The organism is Dyella sp. SG562, from assembly GCF_011759495.1.
Classification (GTDB): domain Bacteria; phylum Pseudomonadota; class Gammaproteobacteria; order Xanthomonadales; family Rhodanobacteraceae; genus Dyella_D; species Dyella_D marensis.
Window position 1 is genome coordinate 184,439 of record NZ_JAAOYS010000002.1, and the last position, 15,377, is coordinate 199,815.

Below are 15,377 nucleotides of genomic sequence, written 5' to 3' on the forward strand. Positions count from 1 at the left end.
CATCATGAGCGAGCGCAGCATCATCCGCCGCATCCGCGGCACCGACACTTCCGATGGCGCGGGCGTACGCCTTAAGCGCATCATCGGCCAGCCCGGCCTGGACATGCTCGATCCGTTCCTGCTGCTGGACGAATTCCGTTCCGACAGCGCGGACGACTACCTCGCCGGCTTCCCCGAGCATCCGCACCGCGGCTTCGAAACGGTGACCTACATGCTCGCCGGCCATATGCGCCACGGCGACAACCACGGCAACCAGGGTGACCTCGGCCCCGGCAGCGTGCAGTGGATGACCGCCGGCCGCGGCATCCTGCATTCGGAAATGCCGCAGCAGGAAAACGGCCTGATGTGGGGCTTCCAGCTGTGGGTGAACCTGCCCGCGAAGGACAAGCTGACCGAGCCGCGCTACCAGGACATCGACCCCGCCCGCATTCCCACCGTGCGTCCGCAGGACGGTGTGGAAGTGAAGATCATCGCCGGCGAAGTGTTCGGTGCGGCCGGCCCCGTGGCCGGCATCGCCACGCAGCCGGTGTATCTCGATATCGCCCTGCAGCCCGGCGCGCAGCTGGAAGTGCCGCTGCCGGAAGGCCATAGCGCCTTCGCCTACGTGTTCGATGGCGCGGATGCCCAGGTGGCCGGCGACGTGCTCAGCCGCAGCGAACTGGCCGTGCTTTCCAAGGGCGGCTCGGTGCGCATCGGCGGCCGCGAAGCGCCGTCGCGCGTGCTGCTGGTGGCGGGCAAGCCGCTGGGCGAAAGCGTCGCGCGGTATGGACCGTTCGTGATGAACACGCCTGCGGAGATTCATCAGGCGATCGCGGATTTCCGCGACGGCAAGTTCTAAGCCCCGGAACCCTTCGCGTAGGTTGGGGTGAGCCGAAGGCGAACCCCAACATGACCAGGCGCTAATGCTGATGCTGGGGTTCGCTGCCGCTCACCCCAGCCTACGAAGTGACGCGATTTACCGGGGCGTCGCCATCACGGCAGTGACAGGCAATGCGCGGATCACCAGCTCTCCATCCCGCCACACCGTGGACGTGCCATTGACTACGACCTTGCCGGCCGGCTTGCCCGCATAAGGCCACGGCAACACCAAGCCACCCGGCGGCACATCGAGTCCTTGCTCCACGCGCAACTCAAGCGTGCCATCGCGCTCATACAAGCGGTAACTCAGCTGCCCATACGGCGTGCGCAGACGCCGGATCCCGATGCCCTCGCCCTTCAGCCATTCGGCCGGAATCCCGGCTGCCAACACCAGCGCCTGATCGCGCGGTCGTTCGTACGCGAACAAGTCGTATGCCGAGCGCAGATAATCCGAAGCAATCCACGCATGCGGCATATCGCCCACGAAGCGCGGCTTGCGCGCATCGCGCCCCACCACTTCGGCCCACTGGTTCCACGCGGCCGGACGCCGGTCGGCGAAGAAGAACGCCAGCAGCTCGCCGATGCGGCCGCGCCAGCCCAGCCGCACGAAGCTGGCGATGGTGCGCAGTTCGTACGGTGTGTAGTCCTCCCATTCGCGCGTGCCGTCGCGGCGTTCCACGAAGCCTTGCCAGTAGCGTTCGAAGGTGCGCTCCAGCAGCGCGGGCGGCAGCCAGGTCTGGCCGTCGCCGGGCGACAGCGCGATGGTGGTGGAGGTCGCGTCGAAGTCGCCGAGTTCCGCCGCGCCGGGCAGGTAGTCGATACGGTGCTGGCGCACGGACAGGTCGATGGAGGCTTTCAGGTCGCCGCGGAATACGTCGCGCGACTGCGCGATCCGTGCCGCCGCCGCCTCATCGCCGCGCGCCTTGGCCAGCAGCACCGCGTCGTCGTAGCCCTGCAGCGCCCAGAAGTCGTCCCAGTAGGAATGCATCGGCTTGGCCGAATAGCCTTCGTGGCTGATCGATGCGGGCATCAAGCCATACAGCGCGCGCCGCTCTTCGGTCTGGTTGGCGGGGCTGCGTTCGCTCTCGCGCAAGCGGTCCATATAGGCGATGGCGCGCTGCACGGCCGGCCATTGCCGTTCCAGCGCGGCGCGGTCGTGCGTATAGCGCCACAGCTGCGCGATGGCGAAGATCAGTTCGCCGTGGCTGTCGTTCTCCGGCACCGGGTCGGCACCGCGCGCATCCACGCAGCACGGCACCTTGCCGCTGCTGAACTGATGCGGCGCATACCAGCGCACGAAGTCGGCGGCGGCCTCGGCATGGCCGCTGCGCACCAGCCCCTCGGTCATCATGGCGCCGTCGCGCACCCAGCTGCGCGCGTAGGAGCGCGTGCCGGGCTGCAGGGCGGGGCCGTCGCGCGACATCAGGATCTGCGCCAGGGCGCTGCGCGCCGTGTCGGCGATGGCGTGCTGCGACGACGGCAGCAGCAGCGCCACTCGGTTGAGCTTCTCCCGCCATGCGGACGCCGTGTGTTGCAGCTGTTCGCGCAGCCAGGTTTCCGGCGCGCGCGGCGCCGCGAAGTCGGCGCCGTGCGGTGGCACCACCAGACCGAGCGTGCGGCTGCCGTGGGCGGGCAGGTCGATGGCATACAGCAGCGCGCCTTGCAGGAAGCCCGCGCCGTCGTGCAACGAGGTGACTTCGGGGCGCTCGCCCTGCGCGAGCCGTTCCGGCAACGGTCCGGCTTCATGGCTGCTCGCCACGAAGCCATCTACGGCCTGCAGCGGCACCACGCGAGTCTCGTCGTTGACGGTGAGCGCCTTGCCGTTCCAGGCCAGGTCGTGGATGCGATGGATGCCGCCGGGCGTATTGAGGAACTGCGTCGGCGGATTCACCTGGAACGGCCGCGCCAGCAGCGCCAGGGTCACGCGCTGCGGCTGCGCGGTGCGGTTGGTGAGGGTGTAGCGCAGCACCAGTTGCGTGTGCGTGGCATCGCCGGTGGCGAAGGCGGTGGTATCGAGGGTGAGGCTGTCGGCGGTCCAGCGTACCGAGGGAATCGGCAGGTAGCCATCGAGCAGGCTCTGCGAGCTGCGCACGGTGGCCCAGTCGATCACGTTGCGGCCAGCGAACAGCATCGGCTCCAGCGACCAGCCGCCCTTGCCCACTTCCACCGCGCCATCCTCGGAGATCAGCGCGGAATCGCGCGCGCCGCCATCCGTGCCGAACAGGGTCCAGTAGCTCTGCTCGCCGGAGAAGCCGCGCGGATACATGCCGCGCGGCGCGCGCCTGGCTTCTTCCTGGAAGAACACGTTCGGCGAAGCGCCCCAGGCGCGGTCCTTCACTTCCAGCTGCGTCAGCCCATACGCCTTGCCGGGGCCTTCGAGCAGGCGCAGGCGCACATAGCGGGCCTGTGCTTGCGGCAGGAACAGCGCATCGTCGCCGCCATTGCCGCCCGTGACCTGCGTGGCCGTGCGCCAGTGCGTGTTGTCGTCCGAGAGTTCCACCTCGTAGCGCGAGGCCTGCGCGCCCGGCAGCCAGTGCAGCAGCAGGCCGCCGAATTCACGCGAAAGGCCAAGGTCCAGCGCAATGCTCTGCTCGCCCGCCGCGGACGGATCGCTGCGCCACTCGCCCTTGCCTTCCAGCATGCGCTGCACGCCGTAGCCGGTGAGCGTGGACGAAGCCTGCGCACGCGGCGCCGGCGTTTCGGCGGGTTCCACCGGCAGCGGGCGCAGGCGCAGGTTGCTGAGGCACAGCTCGCCGCGCCCGCCATGTCCGGCGTAGATGGTGAATTCGAGCGCGGCGGTGCGATGCAGCGTGCGGTTCTTGGTCGGCCCCCAGGCGAACTCCACCTGGTTGCGGCGCACTTCCACGGTCTGCCAGTCGGCGCCGGGCTGAAAGGCTTCGCGGCGATACCACCAGACGTTGTCGCCGCTGGCATCGGCCAGCTTCAGCTGCAGGTCGTTGGGCGGCATGCTGCCGCGCACGTCGAAGGAGAGCGCGAAGTTGTCCGGCCAGTCCATCGGCAGCGCGCGCTTGAGCGCGGCTCCGCCGGAGACGCCGTGAAAATCGAAGTCGAGGCAGACGGCCTTGCCGCTCTGTCCGTCGGCTACGCGCAATTGCGTGCCGATATCGTCGGTGCCTTCAGCTGTCCAGGCGGCCGGCCGGCTGAAGTCGTCGATGACGCGTGCCTGTTCGGCGGCGTGCACGACAGGCACCAGCAAGGCCCACGACAGCAGCAAGGCGCGCCACTTCATCGCATCACCCTTTCACGCTGCCGAGCAGCAGCCCCTGCAGGTAATACCGCTGCAAGGCCAGGAACAGCACCAGCACCGGCAGCACCGTCACCACCGAGCCGGCCATCATCAGCTCCGAATCCTGCACGTGCTCGCGCGACAGCGAAGCCAGTGCGATGGGCAAGGTGTAGTGCTCCTGGCCGGTCAGTGCGATCAGCGGCCACATGAAATCGTTCCACGCGGTGAGGAAGGTGAAGATCGCCAAGGTCACCATGATGGGCTTGAGCAGCGGCAGCACGATCTGCGCGAAGATGCGCAGCTCGCCCGCGCCATCGATGCGCGCCGCTTCCAGCAGGTCGTCCGGAATGCCGCGCGCATACTGCCGGACCAGGAAGATGCCGAAGATGGTCGCCATCGCCGGCATCACCACCGCGGCGTAGCTGTTCACCAGGCCCAGGTATTTCAGCAGCAGGAACAGCGGCAGCATCGCCACCTGCGCCGGAATCACCAGCCCGCCGAGCAGCATCTGGAACAGCCGCTCGCGCCCGGCGAAGCGCAGCTTGGCGAAGGCGTAGCCGGCCATCAGGTTGAACGCCAGCGACAGCAGCGTGATCGCGCTGGAAATGGCCAGGCTGTTGAGCAGGTAGCGCCCCATGCCGGCGCGCTCGAACAGCTCGTGATAATTGGCCAGCGTGGCGTGGGCCGGCCACAGCGGCGGCGGCAACGCACTCGCCTCGCCGGGCCGCATGAACGACACCGACAGCATCCACAGCAGCGGGAACACCGCCACCAGGGTGCCGCCGATCAGCAGCCCGTTGATTAGCGCCTTGGCCAGCCGCGGATTCATGCCTCGCCTCCCCGGCGCGCCACGCGCAGCATCAGCGCGGTCACCGCGAACATGATCAGGAACAGCAGGAAGGCCACCGCCGACGCAGAACCGAGGTTCCACCATTTGAAGCCTTCCTCGTACATCAGGTACAGCACGCTGGTGGTGCTCTGCAGCGGGCCGCCTTCGGTCATCACGAACGGTTCGGCGAACAGCTGGAAGTAGCCGGAAACGGTCAGGATGCTCACCATCAGCAGGGTCGGCCCCAGCATCGGCAGCGTGATATGGCGGAACTGGCGCACGGGCGAGGCGCCGTCGATGCGCGCGGCTTCGTACAGGTCGGCGGGGATCGCCTGCAGCGCGGCGAGGAAGATGATCATGTTGTAGCCGAAGTTCTTCCACACCGCGAACAGGATGATGGTGGGCATCGCCCAGCGCGGATCGCCCAGCCAGTCCACCGGATGGATGCCCAGCCCGTCCAGCGCGTAGTTGGCCAGGCCATACTTGGTGTTGAACAGGTAGCGCCAGATCACCGCCACCGCCACCACCGTGGTCACCACCGGTGCGAACAGCGCGGTGCGGAAGAACGGCTTGCAGCGCGCCAGCGGCGAGTTGAGCAGCAGCGCGGCGCCGAGCGAAACGGCGATCGACAGCGGCACGCCCACCACCACGAAATACAGCGTGTGCCCCAGTGCGGACCAGAACAGCGGCCGGTGCAGCAGCTCCCAGTAATTGCCCAGCGCGACGAAACGCAGGTTGCGGATGTCGGCCAGCGCATACAGGTCGTAGTCGGTGAGGCTGAGCACCAGCGCGGCGATCACCGGCAGCAGGAAGAACAGGCCCAGCACCAGCAGGGCGGGCGCAAGGAACAACCAGGCGGCGCGTGGTGGATTCATGCGTGGCCTCCGGCGGTCATGGCGCGGGTTTCGCGTGGTCGAGGATCCAGCGCCGCTTTTCCAGGATCAGGTCGGCGCGCCGGTCGATCTCCGCCGCGGCCTGATCGATGCTCAGGTCGCCGTGCACTGCCTGCGCGGCGACCAGCTGCATCTCGGTCACGATACGCTCCCATTCGGGGATCGGCGGCGTGGGCTTCACCCGCTCCAGCTGTTCGCGGAAGCCGCGTGCCTTGGGATCGCCGCGCAGCGCATCGCCCTCCCAGGAGGAGCGGCGCGGCGGCATGTCGCCGAGCAGGTCGTAGAAGCGCTGCTGGACGGCGGGGCGGGACAGGAATTCGATCAGCTGCCAGGCTTCGTCCTTGTGCGCCGAGCGGCGGAAGATCACCAGGCTGGAGCCGCCCGCGTTGGAGGCGCCGGGGCCGTGTTCGCCGGGGAGCGGCGCGGTGTTCCAGTCGTCCTGCTGCGAAGCCGGCAGGCGCTTGCGGAACTCGCCGATATTCCACGGACCGGACAGATAGAAGGCATAGACGCCGCGGCCGAACTCCGTCCACGGGTTGCCGGCTTCCACATTGGTGATGGCCGGCGCCTGCCGTTCGCGGAAGGTGTCCACGTAGAACGCCAGCGCGCGCTTGAAGCCCGCGCTGCGGAAGTTGCCGTAGCGGTTGCCGTCGCGCAGCAGCGGCTCGTCCTGCTGCAGCGCCAGCACCAGCAATTGTTCGAACTCGTTGGTGGGCAGCAGGATGCCGTAGCTGCCGCGGTCCGGATGGCTGAGCGCGGCCAAGGCGCGGCGCCATTGCGCCCAGTCGCGCGGCGGTGCGTCGAAGCCGGCTTGCTTCAATAGATCGCTGCGGTAGAACAGCAGGCGCGTGTCCACGTACCAGGGCACGCCGTACAGCGTGTTGCCGATGCGGTTGGTGGTCCAGATATTGGCGAAGTAGTCGTCCGGGCGAACGACCTGCGAAGACGCCACGCGGGCATCGAGCGGTTCGAGCGCATCCAGCGCGGCGAGTTCGGGAATCCAGGTGTTGCCGAGCTGGGTGAGATCTGGCGTGGAGCCACCGGCGATGGCGGTAAGCAGTTTCTGGTGCGCGGCGGTGAGCGGCAGCTGCTGCACTTTCACATGCAGGCCGGGATGTTCGCGTTCGAAATCCGGCAGCAGCTTGGCCACCGCTTCGCCTTCGCGGCCGACCGTCCAGAACGTCAGCGTGCGCGCGTCATCCGCAGGTTGGCAACCGGCCGACAGCGCAGCGGCGACACCTGCGCAGGTCCACGCCAGCGCGTGCAGCAGCACGCGCCATGGCCGGCGCTGGCGCGAACGCGTGCTCATGGCTTGGGCGGGGCCTCATCCAGCCAGCCGCCGGTAAAGCCGGCGCGTTCCAGGCCCTTGCGCACGTACGGGTTCTTCTTCATCACGTTCCATACAAAACCGCTGCGCCAGTTCTCCACCATCAGCACGATCGGGCCCTGGTCGATGCCCAGGTGCACCGTGTCGACCCAGCCCAGCTCGGGTACGAGCTTGCCGGTGCGCAGGTCGGTCTTGCTGTGGAAGCTGGGATTGAAGGCATCGACGAAGCCGTATTTGGTGTAGATGTCCTTGCCGTAGCGCTGCTTCATTTCTTCCAGCGCAGGCACCACGATCTCCGGTGCGAAGGGGATCGAGCCACCCGCGGCCATGGGCACCAGGGTGCCGTCGTCGCTGATGTAGTCCAGGCCCGCGCCGCGCGCGGTGTAGCCGTGGAAGGTGCGTTCCTTGTCGCCGCTCTTCACTACCAGCCCGCCGGGGCCATTGCTTGCGCTGATGCCCCACATATTGGCGCCGTAGCCGGTCCAGCCGCCGGGGTTGGCGATGGCATAGGCGCGCTGCGAGTACGTGGCGCGGCGGCTGTTCTCGAAATAGTCCAGGCCCTTCTCGCGATTCCATGCGTCGCGGATGCCGCGGAAGTCCACCCATACGTGGCTGAACTGATGGCCGAACAGCGGCGCGAAGTTGAGGAAGGTCTGGCCATGGAATTCGCCCCAGGTGCGGTTGTAGGTCGATGTCCAGGCTTTCCACGCGTCATCGCCCACCGCATGCGTCGGCGAGCCCAGCGCGAGGATGTAGACCAGCATGCCTTCGTTATAGCCCTGCCAGTCGTGCGGGATGAACTTGCCGCCCGGCGTCCAGCCCATGGTGATCAGCGGCTTGCGCGCCTGCACCCAGGTCCAGTCGACGCGGCGGTAGATCTCGTCGGCGAGCTGGCGGATCTGCTTTTCCCGCGGCGTGTCGCGGTCGTAGTACGACTGCGCGAACAGCACGCCGCCGAGCAGCAGCGAGGTATCCACCGTGGACAGCTCCACGTTGCGATCGAAGCGCTTGCCCGAGTCCATGTCGAGGAAGTGATAGAAGAAGCCGCGGTAGCCGGCGGCATCGTCTTCGCTGTCGTTCTGCGGGGCGTCGTGGAAGAAGCGCAGCGTGGCGAGCGTGCGTTCCACCGCCTGGTCGCGCGTGATGTAGCCGCGTTCGGCGCCCACGCCATAGGCGGTGAGTCCGAAGCCGACCGCGGCGATGCTGGCGAAGGACTTGGTGGGGTAGTGATCGGGGACGAGGCCGTTTTGGGGGGTGGCGCTGTCCCAGAACCAGTTGAAGGTGCGGTGTTCGAGGTCGTCGATCAGGGGCGGCACTTTCTGCTGCGTCGCCGCGGTGGCCGTCGGCTTGCTCTGCTTCGCGCTGTCTTTCGCCTGGACCTCGTGAGGTGCGGCGCAAATCAGCAGGGCGGCGAGCGCGAGGGAGAGTGCGGTACGTATCTTCACGGGCATGGGGAGCAGCCTTGCGTCGATGGGGTTGTGCGGTACGCGATGTCTTTTGAGAACAAGTCGAGCCGGGAAGCAAGCGCGTAAACGTTTACATCTTGAGCTTTTGAAAAGCCCGCGCGCAGCGGGCTTTCCGGTGAAACGGCGCTCCTCGAAAGGAGCGCCTTGATGCTACGCGATCAGAAACTGTAGCGGGCGCCGATCTGGAAGCGGCGCGTGAGGTTGGGGTCGGCACCGGTGGCCTTGCCGAAATTCGGATTCGGTGTACTCGCGTCGTTACCGAGATAGTAGTTGCCGTCATACGCGTTGTAGACGTCGCGGTTAAACACGTTCATTACGTCAAAGCGAAGCTCGAGTGCCTGGTGTTCGCCCCAGTGGAATTCTTTGGCAATGGACAGATCGAGATTCACGTACTGGCGCCCGTACTTGCCCCAATGCTGGAACGCACAGTTGTAATCGCAAGTGGCGGACGTGTAGCTGACGTCATATGGCTGCCCGGAGCCATACGTGAAGATCCCGCTCAAACGGGTATCCCAAGGACCACGCACGATGCCGTTGACGACCAGATGGTGTTTTTCGCCAACGTGACCGCCGGGGTAACCGGCCGGACTGACGTAGTCGAGCGAGTAATTGTCGTTACCCTGCTGACGCGCGTTCTGATAGGTGTAAGCCACGCCAAGTCCCCAGCCCGAAGCTGCGGTATAGGGTTTGTCCAAGCTGATCAGCACGCTGCTCGATTGAGTCTTCTTGTAGACATTGGTCAGTACGGCGCCATAGGGACTATCCGGCGCCGTTATCAGCTGAAAACCATTAGGTATGACCGCGCGATTGGCGAATACCCAAGTGAACTGCCGGTAGCCAAGCACTCGACTCAAGGTGAGCGAGCCTGTCCAATCGCCGAATACCTGCCTGACGCCCAGGCTGAACTGGTCCGTATAAGGCGGCTTGGTTTTGTTATTGATGGTGTCGATTTCCGAGCTGAATCCTGGAGTGCCTGCTGCGAGCAGCGAATCGAGGCCGGCCTTCGAGAGGTAGGCCGGATTCCAAGCGATCGTTCCGGGTTTGCTTGGCGTGCCGTCCGGATTGGCGGGGCTGAACATGAAGGTGTAGTTCGGCACGGCGGAATGGATGGCCTCCTGACCGATCCAGTCAAACGGCGTGCGATCGTAATAGCGTCCCGCACCACCAAAGATAGTGGTGCTCTGATCGCCGCTTTTGCTTACATCGAGCGAAAAGCCGACGCGCGGCTGGATCGCGCCTTTGTAGCCGTCGCGCTCCTTGCCGGTACTGATGTTGTTCTGCAGGCCGAAGTACTGCAGCGTCGAGTACTGAGCTAGAGGCGTCACATAGTCATTGTTGAGTGCATTGGTCTCATAGTCCCAACGCAAACCAAGATTCAACTGCAGCCGATCAGTGACATCCCAGTCATCCTGGACATAAGCCCCGAACTGGTTGGTATGGAGGTTGGCGCTGGCGGCGATCGGCGAATAGACCGCCTGGTATGGGATATTGAAGCCGCCGGGGTAGTTCGGCCCTTCCTGATAGAAGAAAGAAGGCACCGCATTGTTGTTCTGCTCCAGCGTGATGCCATAGGACGCGTACTTGATGCCCATTTTCACCGTATGGTCGCCATGCCAGCTAAGGCCGGTGAAGGTGAGATCGTCGCGCAGCGTCGCCTGGTCCTGGCCCTTATTCTGCAGATTGCTTGCGCCGCCAATGACTGCGATGTTCGGGTTGTAGGTCTGCTGGATGATATCGGGCTCAGCCGCGCTTGGATTCCACTTGGCGTGTCCGGCATCCAACAGCAGATCGTTGGTCCAGTTGTCGCCTCGTGATTGCCACTTCAGCAACAGGTCGTTGACGTTGTTCTTGCGATTGCTGCGGCTGCTGTAAGCCGTGGTCTGACCGAAGCCAATGACTTCGTTATCGCGACGGGTAGTCAGGCTGAGATCAACGTTGTTGTCCTGATTGACCTGCCAGCTCAACTTGCCGAAGAAGGTTTTCTCGTTGAACGGTGCGGCGAAGGTGCCGTTGTACTGAGAAAACCGCGGATCATTGATCTGCACGGTGTCGTTGCCGACGTCTTTGCGCTCGTCGTAATTGACGAAGAAGGTCAGCGTGTCCTTGAGTATGGGTCCGCCCAACGAGAAGCCACGCTGCTGTCGCCGATAGTCCGGTTTTTCGATGTCATTCTTCTTGTCGAACGAATTCTGCGAAATCATCGACTTGTTCTGGAAGTAGTCGTACACCGAGCCGTGGAACTCATTGGTGCCCGACTTGGTGACGGCGGTGATGATCGCCGTGCCCGCCTGCTCGTACTCCGCCTTGTAGTTCTGCGTCAGCACGCGGAATTCCTGCACGGCTTCCTGCGAGAAGGGGTTGCCGCGTGTGGAATCCTGGCCCGCGATGCCACCCTTGAGCACGTTGTTCTTGAGGCTGGCACCATCGATGAAAACGTTTACATTCTCGGCTGATTGACCGCCCGCCGAGAAGGTCTTGGCGTTGGGGTCGCGCGACACCGTCACGCCCGGCACCAGCTTGGCGAAGTCCAGGAAGTTGCGTTCGTTCTGCGGCAGCGTGTTGATCTGCGCCTGGGTGATGTTGGTGCCCACCTCCGACGTGCGCGTTTCGATCAGCGAAGCGGCGGTGACGGTTACACCTTGCAGGTTCTGCGCGTTCACCGCGCTTGCGGCCGCGGCGGCGTCGAGGTTCAAGGTCAGCGCCTGGCCGACCTGCACCTTGACCTCCTGGCTGGCGCTGGCGCCGTTGCCCTTCGCTTCGATGCGATAGCTGCCGGGCGCCAGGCTGGGCAGGGTGTAGTTGCCAACTGCGTTCACCGGTGCGCGTACGGTGAAGCCATTACCCAGGTTGGTGGCGACCACCTCGGTGGGCGACTGTCCCTGCGGCGCGTTTACATGGCCGCGCACCGTTGCCGTGCTGTTCTGCGCGAAGCCGATGGCCGGCAGCAGCGCGGCCGTAGTGAGCAGGCCCGCCAGGGCCAGCGAGATCTGTCGGGTCAATGCGTGTTTGCGTGCCATGGCTTGGACACCCTCCCTCAAGGGTTCGATACGGCTTGTTGTGATTGTCCGGGCGCCGCTGCGCACCCCTGCGCCGTCGGCGGTGAACCGGTCCTCGTGGGCCGGCCCCTGGTCTACCTCGCGGCCTGTGGTCCGAGGCCGCATGTTTCGTTCAAACGTTGCGCGCGGAACGTGTCGTCGACGCCCGCACCATCAATTCCGCCGCTATGCGCATATGCACCGCGGGCGCTTCATCGCCTTCGATCTGTCCGGCCAGCTGTTCCAGCGCGGCCTTGCCCAGCTCCGCGATGCGCACGCCGGCGGTGGTCAGCGCGGGGCTTACGTAGCGCGCCATCGGCACGTCGTCGAAGCCGGCCACGGCGATGTCTTCGGGAATGCGCAGGCCCGCTTCGCGGATCGCCGCCATGCAGCCGATCGCCATCATGTCGTTGGCGGCGAACACGGCATCGGGACGCGGGCTCATCGCGATCAGGCGCTGGCCGGCGCGGTAGCCGGAGGCTTCGTCGAATTCGCCGGGCAGCACGATCGGCGGTACGCCCGGCACGCGCGCGGCGAGCGCTTCGCGGTAGGCCTGTTCGCGCTCGGCCACGTCGTGGTTGCCGACGGGGCCCTGGATGAAAGCGATGCGGCGATAGCCTTCGCCGAGCAGGTGTTCGACCACCAATCGCGCGCCGCCTGCGTTGTCCACCGACAGCGCCGCGTAGTCGTCGCGTTCCAGCACCGTGTTCATCAGCACGGTGGGCAGGCCCACCGGCAGGTTCTGGCGCAGGAAGGCGGCGTCGGCGTGGGGCGACATCACCAGCAGGCCGTCGACGCGGCCCTGCATCGCGCGCAGGGCGGAGGCTGCCTCGGCGGCGCCGTCGTGCGAGCTGGAGACCAGCAGCTGCAGGCCGTGCACGCGCGCCGCCAGGTCGATGCCGCGGATCAGCTCCGAGAAGAATTCGCCATAAAGGTCCGGCAGCAGCGCGCCGATAGTGTGGGTACGGCGGGTGATCAGGCTGCGAGCGGCGCCATGGGGGATGTAGCGCAGGCGGGCCGCGACTTCGCGGATGCGCTCCAGCGTCTCGGCGGTGACTCCGCCGTGGCCGTTGAGGGCGCGGGAGACGGAAGCCACGGACACCTTGGCCTCGCGTGCCACGTCTTTGATGGTCACACCCATTGCCGCTCCCAGGAGGTCCGGATTCGCCGGGTGGGCAACGTAAACGTTTTCATCGATGCTTGTAAAGCTTTTGCAAATCAAAGACTTTGCTGCATCGCAATAATTTGATCGGCCAGAAGTTCTAGCGAAGCGCGCGGTTGCCCTAAGGAAACGCCGTAAAAAACCGTTATCCGTCAAAACGGTGTGAACTGTGGCAACGCAACAGAGGCGGGCGGAAGCACCCCGGCGGAACGAGGCTTGCTTTGCATTTCACGCACTTAGCCCCTTTGGGGGATTGTAAAAATCCATAAGGCCGCGGTTAAATCACGGTTAATCCCAGTGTCATCGTGCGGATGTATCATGTATCTGCTGCGTACTTGAGAAACAACGTGTAAATCATTGAATTAAAAAGATCATGATCGCTCTACTGACCGTCCTCGCCGCCCTCCTGGCACTTTCCGCCGCCGCCATCCGGCGCGTCCCCGCTGGCCAGGTGGTCAGCGTCTACCGCCACGGCAAGCCGCGCCGCCTGCTGCAGGAAGGCACCCACATGGTGGTGCCGGGGCTGGACCGGATGGGGCATCGGATCAGCCTGGGCGGGCAGGTGCTGGAATTCCGCGAGCCGCTGGCCAATGCGCATGACGTGCGCGGCACGGTGTACTGGCAGGTGCTGGAGCCGGAGCGCGCCGACGCGGTGATCGACCAGGCCGACCAGCTGATCCGCGGCGGCGCCCTGGCCGCGCTGCGCGAGGAGCCGGCCGCGATCGAAGCCGACCGCCGCGACCTCGGCGCCCGGCTGAAGCTGGCCATGAACAAGGCGCTGCGCGAGCGCGGCGTGATGGTGACCCGGGTCGACCTGGATTTCGCTTGAAGCCATACGCGAGGCTGCCTTAGAGCGCCCGCGAAAAAAGGGGAACTTGAGAGCCTTTGAAACCCGCTTCGGCGGGTTTTTCTTTGCGCCTTCGCTGGCGCCGCGGGCCGCGCGCCCGGATACTGCCGCCCTTTTCGCCACGCAGGATCCCGTCCATGGCCGACCGCGCCGCCTTGCAGACCCAGCTGGAACGAGGCATCGCCGCGCTCGGCCTGAGCCTGCCGGAGGGCGCGGTGCAGCGCCTGCTGGATTACCAGGCCCTGCTCGAACGCTGGAACGGCACCTACAACCTCACCGCCATCCGCGATCCGGCCGAGATGGTCACCCGCCACCTGCTCGATTCGCTGGCGATCCTGCCCTACGTGCAGGGCCGGACCCTGGCGGACCTCGGCACCGGCCCCGGCCTGCCCGGCATCGTGCTGGCGATCGCCGCGCCGGGGCGGGAGATCCTGCTGGTGGATTCCAACGGCAAGAAGGTCCGCTTCCTGCGCGAGGCGATCCGCGCGCTGAAGCTGGAAGGCGTGCGCGCCGAGCAGTCGCGGGTGGAAGACGTGCAAGGCCAGTTCGACTGCGTCACCGCCCGCGCCTTCGCCACCCTGGCCGACATGCTGGGCTGGGGCGGCCACTTGCTGGGGCCGGAAGGAATCTGGCTGGCCATGAAGGGCAAGCGGCCGGACGAGGAATTCCCAGGCATTCCCGCCGGCTTCGCGCTGCGCGGCACGCATGGGCTCAACGTGCCCGGTTTGGACGCGGAGCGTCACCTCGTGGTGCTTGGCCGGACCTGAGCGTGCCGGCAGCCGCGAAGCCCTGCCGGGCCGGGGTTCCGATGGTAACCTAGCCCTCTTTTCCCACGTTCACGGCATCGACGACACCATGGCTCGCATCATCGCTGTCGCCAACCAGAAGGGCGGCGTCGGCAAGACCACCACCGCCGTCAACCTTGCCGCGGCGCTCGCCGCCGCCAAGCGCAAGGTGCTGCTGGTCGACCTCGATCCGCAGGGCAACGCCACCATGGCGTCCGGCGTGGACAAGCGCGTGGCCAAGCCCAACGGCTGCGAGGTGCTGCTGGACGAAGCGCCGATCGAACGCGCCATCGTCACCACCGAAGCGCATTACGACCTGCTGCCCGGCAACGGCGACCTCACGGCCGCCGAATTGAAGCTGATGGACGCGATCGCCCGCGAGATGCGCCTGAAGGAGCAGCTGGCCAAGATCGGCGACAAGTACCACACCATCCTGGTCGACTGCCCGCCCACCCTGCACCTGCTCACGCTCAACGCGCTGGCCGCGGCGGACGGGCTGCTGATTCCGGTGCAGTGCGAATACTTCGCGCTGGAAGGCCTGTCCAGCCTGCTCGATACCGTGAAAGCGGTGCGCCAGCGACTGAATCCGCAGCTGGAGATCGAAGGCCTGCTGCGCACCATGTACGACGTGCGCAACAACCTGGGCAACGAAGTCTCCGCGCAGCTCACCACGCATTTCGGCGACAAGGTGCTGCGCTCGATCATCCCGCGCAACGTGCGCCTGGCCGAGGCGCCCAGCCACGGCCAGCCGATCCATCTCTACGACCGCAGCTCGCGCGGCGCCATCGCCTATATCGGCCTGGCCGGCGAGATCATCCGGCGCGAACGCGGCCTGGCCGCCGGCGCCGCCGCCGAAGCGGCCCCCGTGCCGCACGACGACAGCAGCGAAACGGCGTTCGACGCCGCCGCCGGCATTCACCAGGAGTAA

11 protein-coding genes are annotated in these 15,377 nt (G+C 65.9%); 4 read left to right on the forward strand and 7 right to left on the reverse strand.

The annotated features are described in order from the left end of the window. Window positions 1-4 precede the first annotated feature (4 nt). Window positions 5-838, forward strand: a complete 834-nt coding sequence (locus FHW84_RS04320) for a pirin family protein (RefSeq protein ID WP_167252909.1) — start codon at window positions 5-7, stop codon at window positions 836-838. Window positions 839-955: 117 nt separating this feature from the next. Here the strand turns inward: FHW84_RS04320 and FHW84_RS04325 are convergent, their stop codons facing one another. The 7 genes from FHW84_RS04325 to FHW84_RS04355 form a co-directional block, all read right to left on the reverse strand. Continuing rightward, complete coding sequence (locus FHW84_RS04325) at window positions 956-4,108, reverse strand: discoidin domain-containing protein (protein ID WP_167252910.1); 3,153 nt, start codon at window positions 4,106-4,108, stop codon at window positions 956-958. Between the two features lie 4 nt (window positions 4,109-4,112). After that, window positions 4,113-4,934 (reverse strand): carbohydrate ABC transporter permease, encoded by an 822-nt coding sequence (locus tag FHW84_RS04330; RefSeq protein ID WP_167252911.1) that lies wholly within the window; start codon window positions 4,932-4,934, stop codon window positions 4,113-4,115. Beyond that, complete coding sequence (locus tag FHW84_RS04335) at window positions 4,931-5,809, reverse strand: sugar ABC transporter permease (protein WP_167252912.1); 879 nt, start codon at window positions 5,807-5,809, stop codon at window positions 4,931-4,933. Before FHW84_RS04335 ends, FHW84_RS04330 begins: the two co-directional genes overlap by 4 nt. 16 nt (window positions 5,810-5,825) lie before the next feature. Continuing rightward, window positions 5,826-7,136, reverse strand: coding sequence for a sugar ABC transporter substrate-binding protein (locus tag FHW84_RS04340; protein ID WP_167252913.1), 1,311 nt, complete (start codon window positions 7,134-7,136; stop codon window positions 5,826-5,828). Continuing rightward, window positions 7,133-8,605 (reverse strand): glucoamylase family protein, encoded by a 1,473-nt coding sequence (locus FHW84_RS04345; protein ID WP_167252914.1) that lies wholly within the window; start codon window positions 8,603-8,605, stop codon window positions 7,133-7,135. Before FHW84_RS04345 ends, FHW84_RS04340 begins: the two co-directional genes overlap by 4 nt. Before the next feature lie 173 nt (window positions 8,606-8,778). Next, a complete protein-coding gene (locus FHW84_RS04350; protein WP_167252915.1) occupies window positions 8,779-11,637 on the reverse strand; it encodes a TonB-dependent receptor in 2,859 nt (952 codons plus the stop codon). Window positions 11,638-11,788: 151 nt separating this feature from the next. Next, window positions 11,789-12,796: a LacI family DNA-binding transcriptional regulator gene (locus tag FHW84_RS04355; protein WP_167252916.1), complete on the reverse strand. Its 1,008-nt coding sequence runs from the start codon at window positions 12,794-12,796 to the stop codon at window positions 11,789-11,791. A gap of 394 nt (window positions 12,797-13,190) precedes the next feature. Between FHW84_RS04355 and FHW84_RS04360 the strand changes: the two genes are divergently transcribed. The 3 genes from FHW84_RS04360 (at window position 13,191) to FHW84_RS04370 (ending at window position 15,377) form a co-directional block, all read left to right on the forward strand. Beyond that, a complete protein-coding gene (locus FHW84_RS04360) occupies window positions 13,191-13,646 on the forward strand; it encodes an SPFH domain-containing protein (protein WP_167252917.1) in 456 nt (151 codons plus the stop codon). Window positions 13,647-13,801: 155 nt separating this feature from the next. Beyond that, complete coding sequence (gene rsmG, locus FHW84_RS04365; RefSeq protein WP_167252918.1) at window positions 13,802-14,431, forward strand: 16S rRNA (guanine(527)-N(7))-methyltransferase RsmG; 630 nt, start codon at window positions 13,802-13,804, stop codon at window positions 14,429-14,431. Window positions 14,432-14,519: 88 nt separating this feature from the next. Then, entirely contained in the window at window positions 14,520-15,377 is an 858-nt protein-coding gene (locus FHW84_RS04370) for a ParA family protein (RefSeq protein ID WP_167252919.1), read from the forward strand.

Coding starts and splice junctions, on each gene's coding strand:
- rsmG (WP_167252918.1), top strand. CDS start 13,802: ATGGCCGACCGCGCCGCCTTGCAGACCCAGCTGGAACGAGGCATCGCC.
- FHW84_RS04370 (WP_167252919.1), top strand. CDS start 14,520: ATGGCTCGCATCATCGCTGTCGCCAACCAGAAGGGCGGCGTCGGCAAG.
- FHW84_RS04355 (WP_167252916.1), bottom strand. CDS start 12,796: ATGGGTGTGACCATCAAAGACGTGGCACGCGAGGCCAAGGTGTCCGTG.
- FHW84_RS04345 (WP_167252914.1), bottom strand. CDS start 8,605: ATGCCCGTGAAGATACGTACCGCACTCTCCCTCGCGCTCGCCGCCCTG.
- FHW84_RS04325 (WP_167252910.1), bottom strand. CDS start 4,108: ATGAAGTGGCGCGCCTTGCTGCTGTCGTGGGCCTTGCTGGTGCCTGTC.
- FHW84_RS04360 (WP_167252917.1), top strand. CDS start 13,191: ATGATCGCTCTACTGACCGTCCTCGCCGCCCTCCTGGCACTTTCCGCC.
- FHW84_RS04335 (WP_167252912.1), bottom strand. CDS start 5,809: ATGAATCCACCACGCGCCGCCTGGTTGTTCCTTGCGCCCGCCCTGCTG.
- FHW84_RS04330 (WP_167252911.1), bottom strand. CDS start 4,934: ATGAATCCGCGGCTGGCCAAGGCGCTAATCAACGGGCTGCTGATCGGC.
- FHW84_RS04350 (WP_167252915.1), bottom strand. CDS start 11,637: ATGGCACGCAAACACGCATTGACCCGACAGATCTCGCTGGCCCTGGCG.
- FHW84_RS04340 (WP_167252913.1), bottom strand. CDS start 7,136: ATGAGCACGCGTTCGCGCCAGCGCCGGCCATGGCGCGTGCTGCTGCAC.
- FHW84_RS04320 (WP_167252909.1), top strand. CDS start 5: ATGAGCGAGCGCAGCATCATCCGCCGCATCCGCGGCACCGACACTTCC.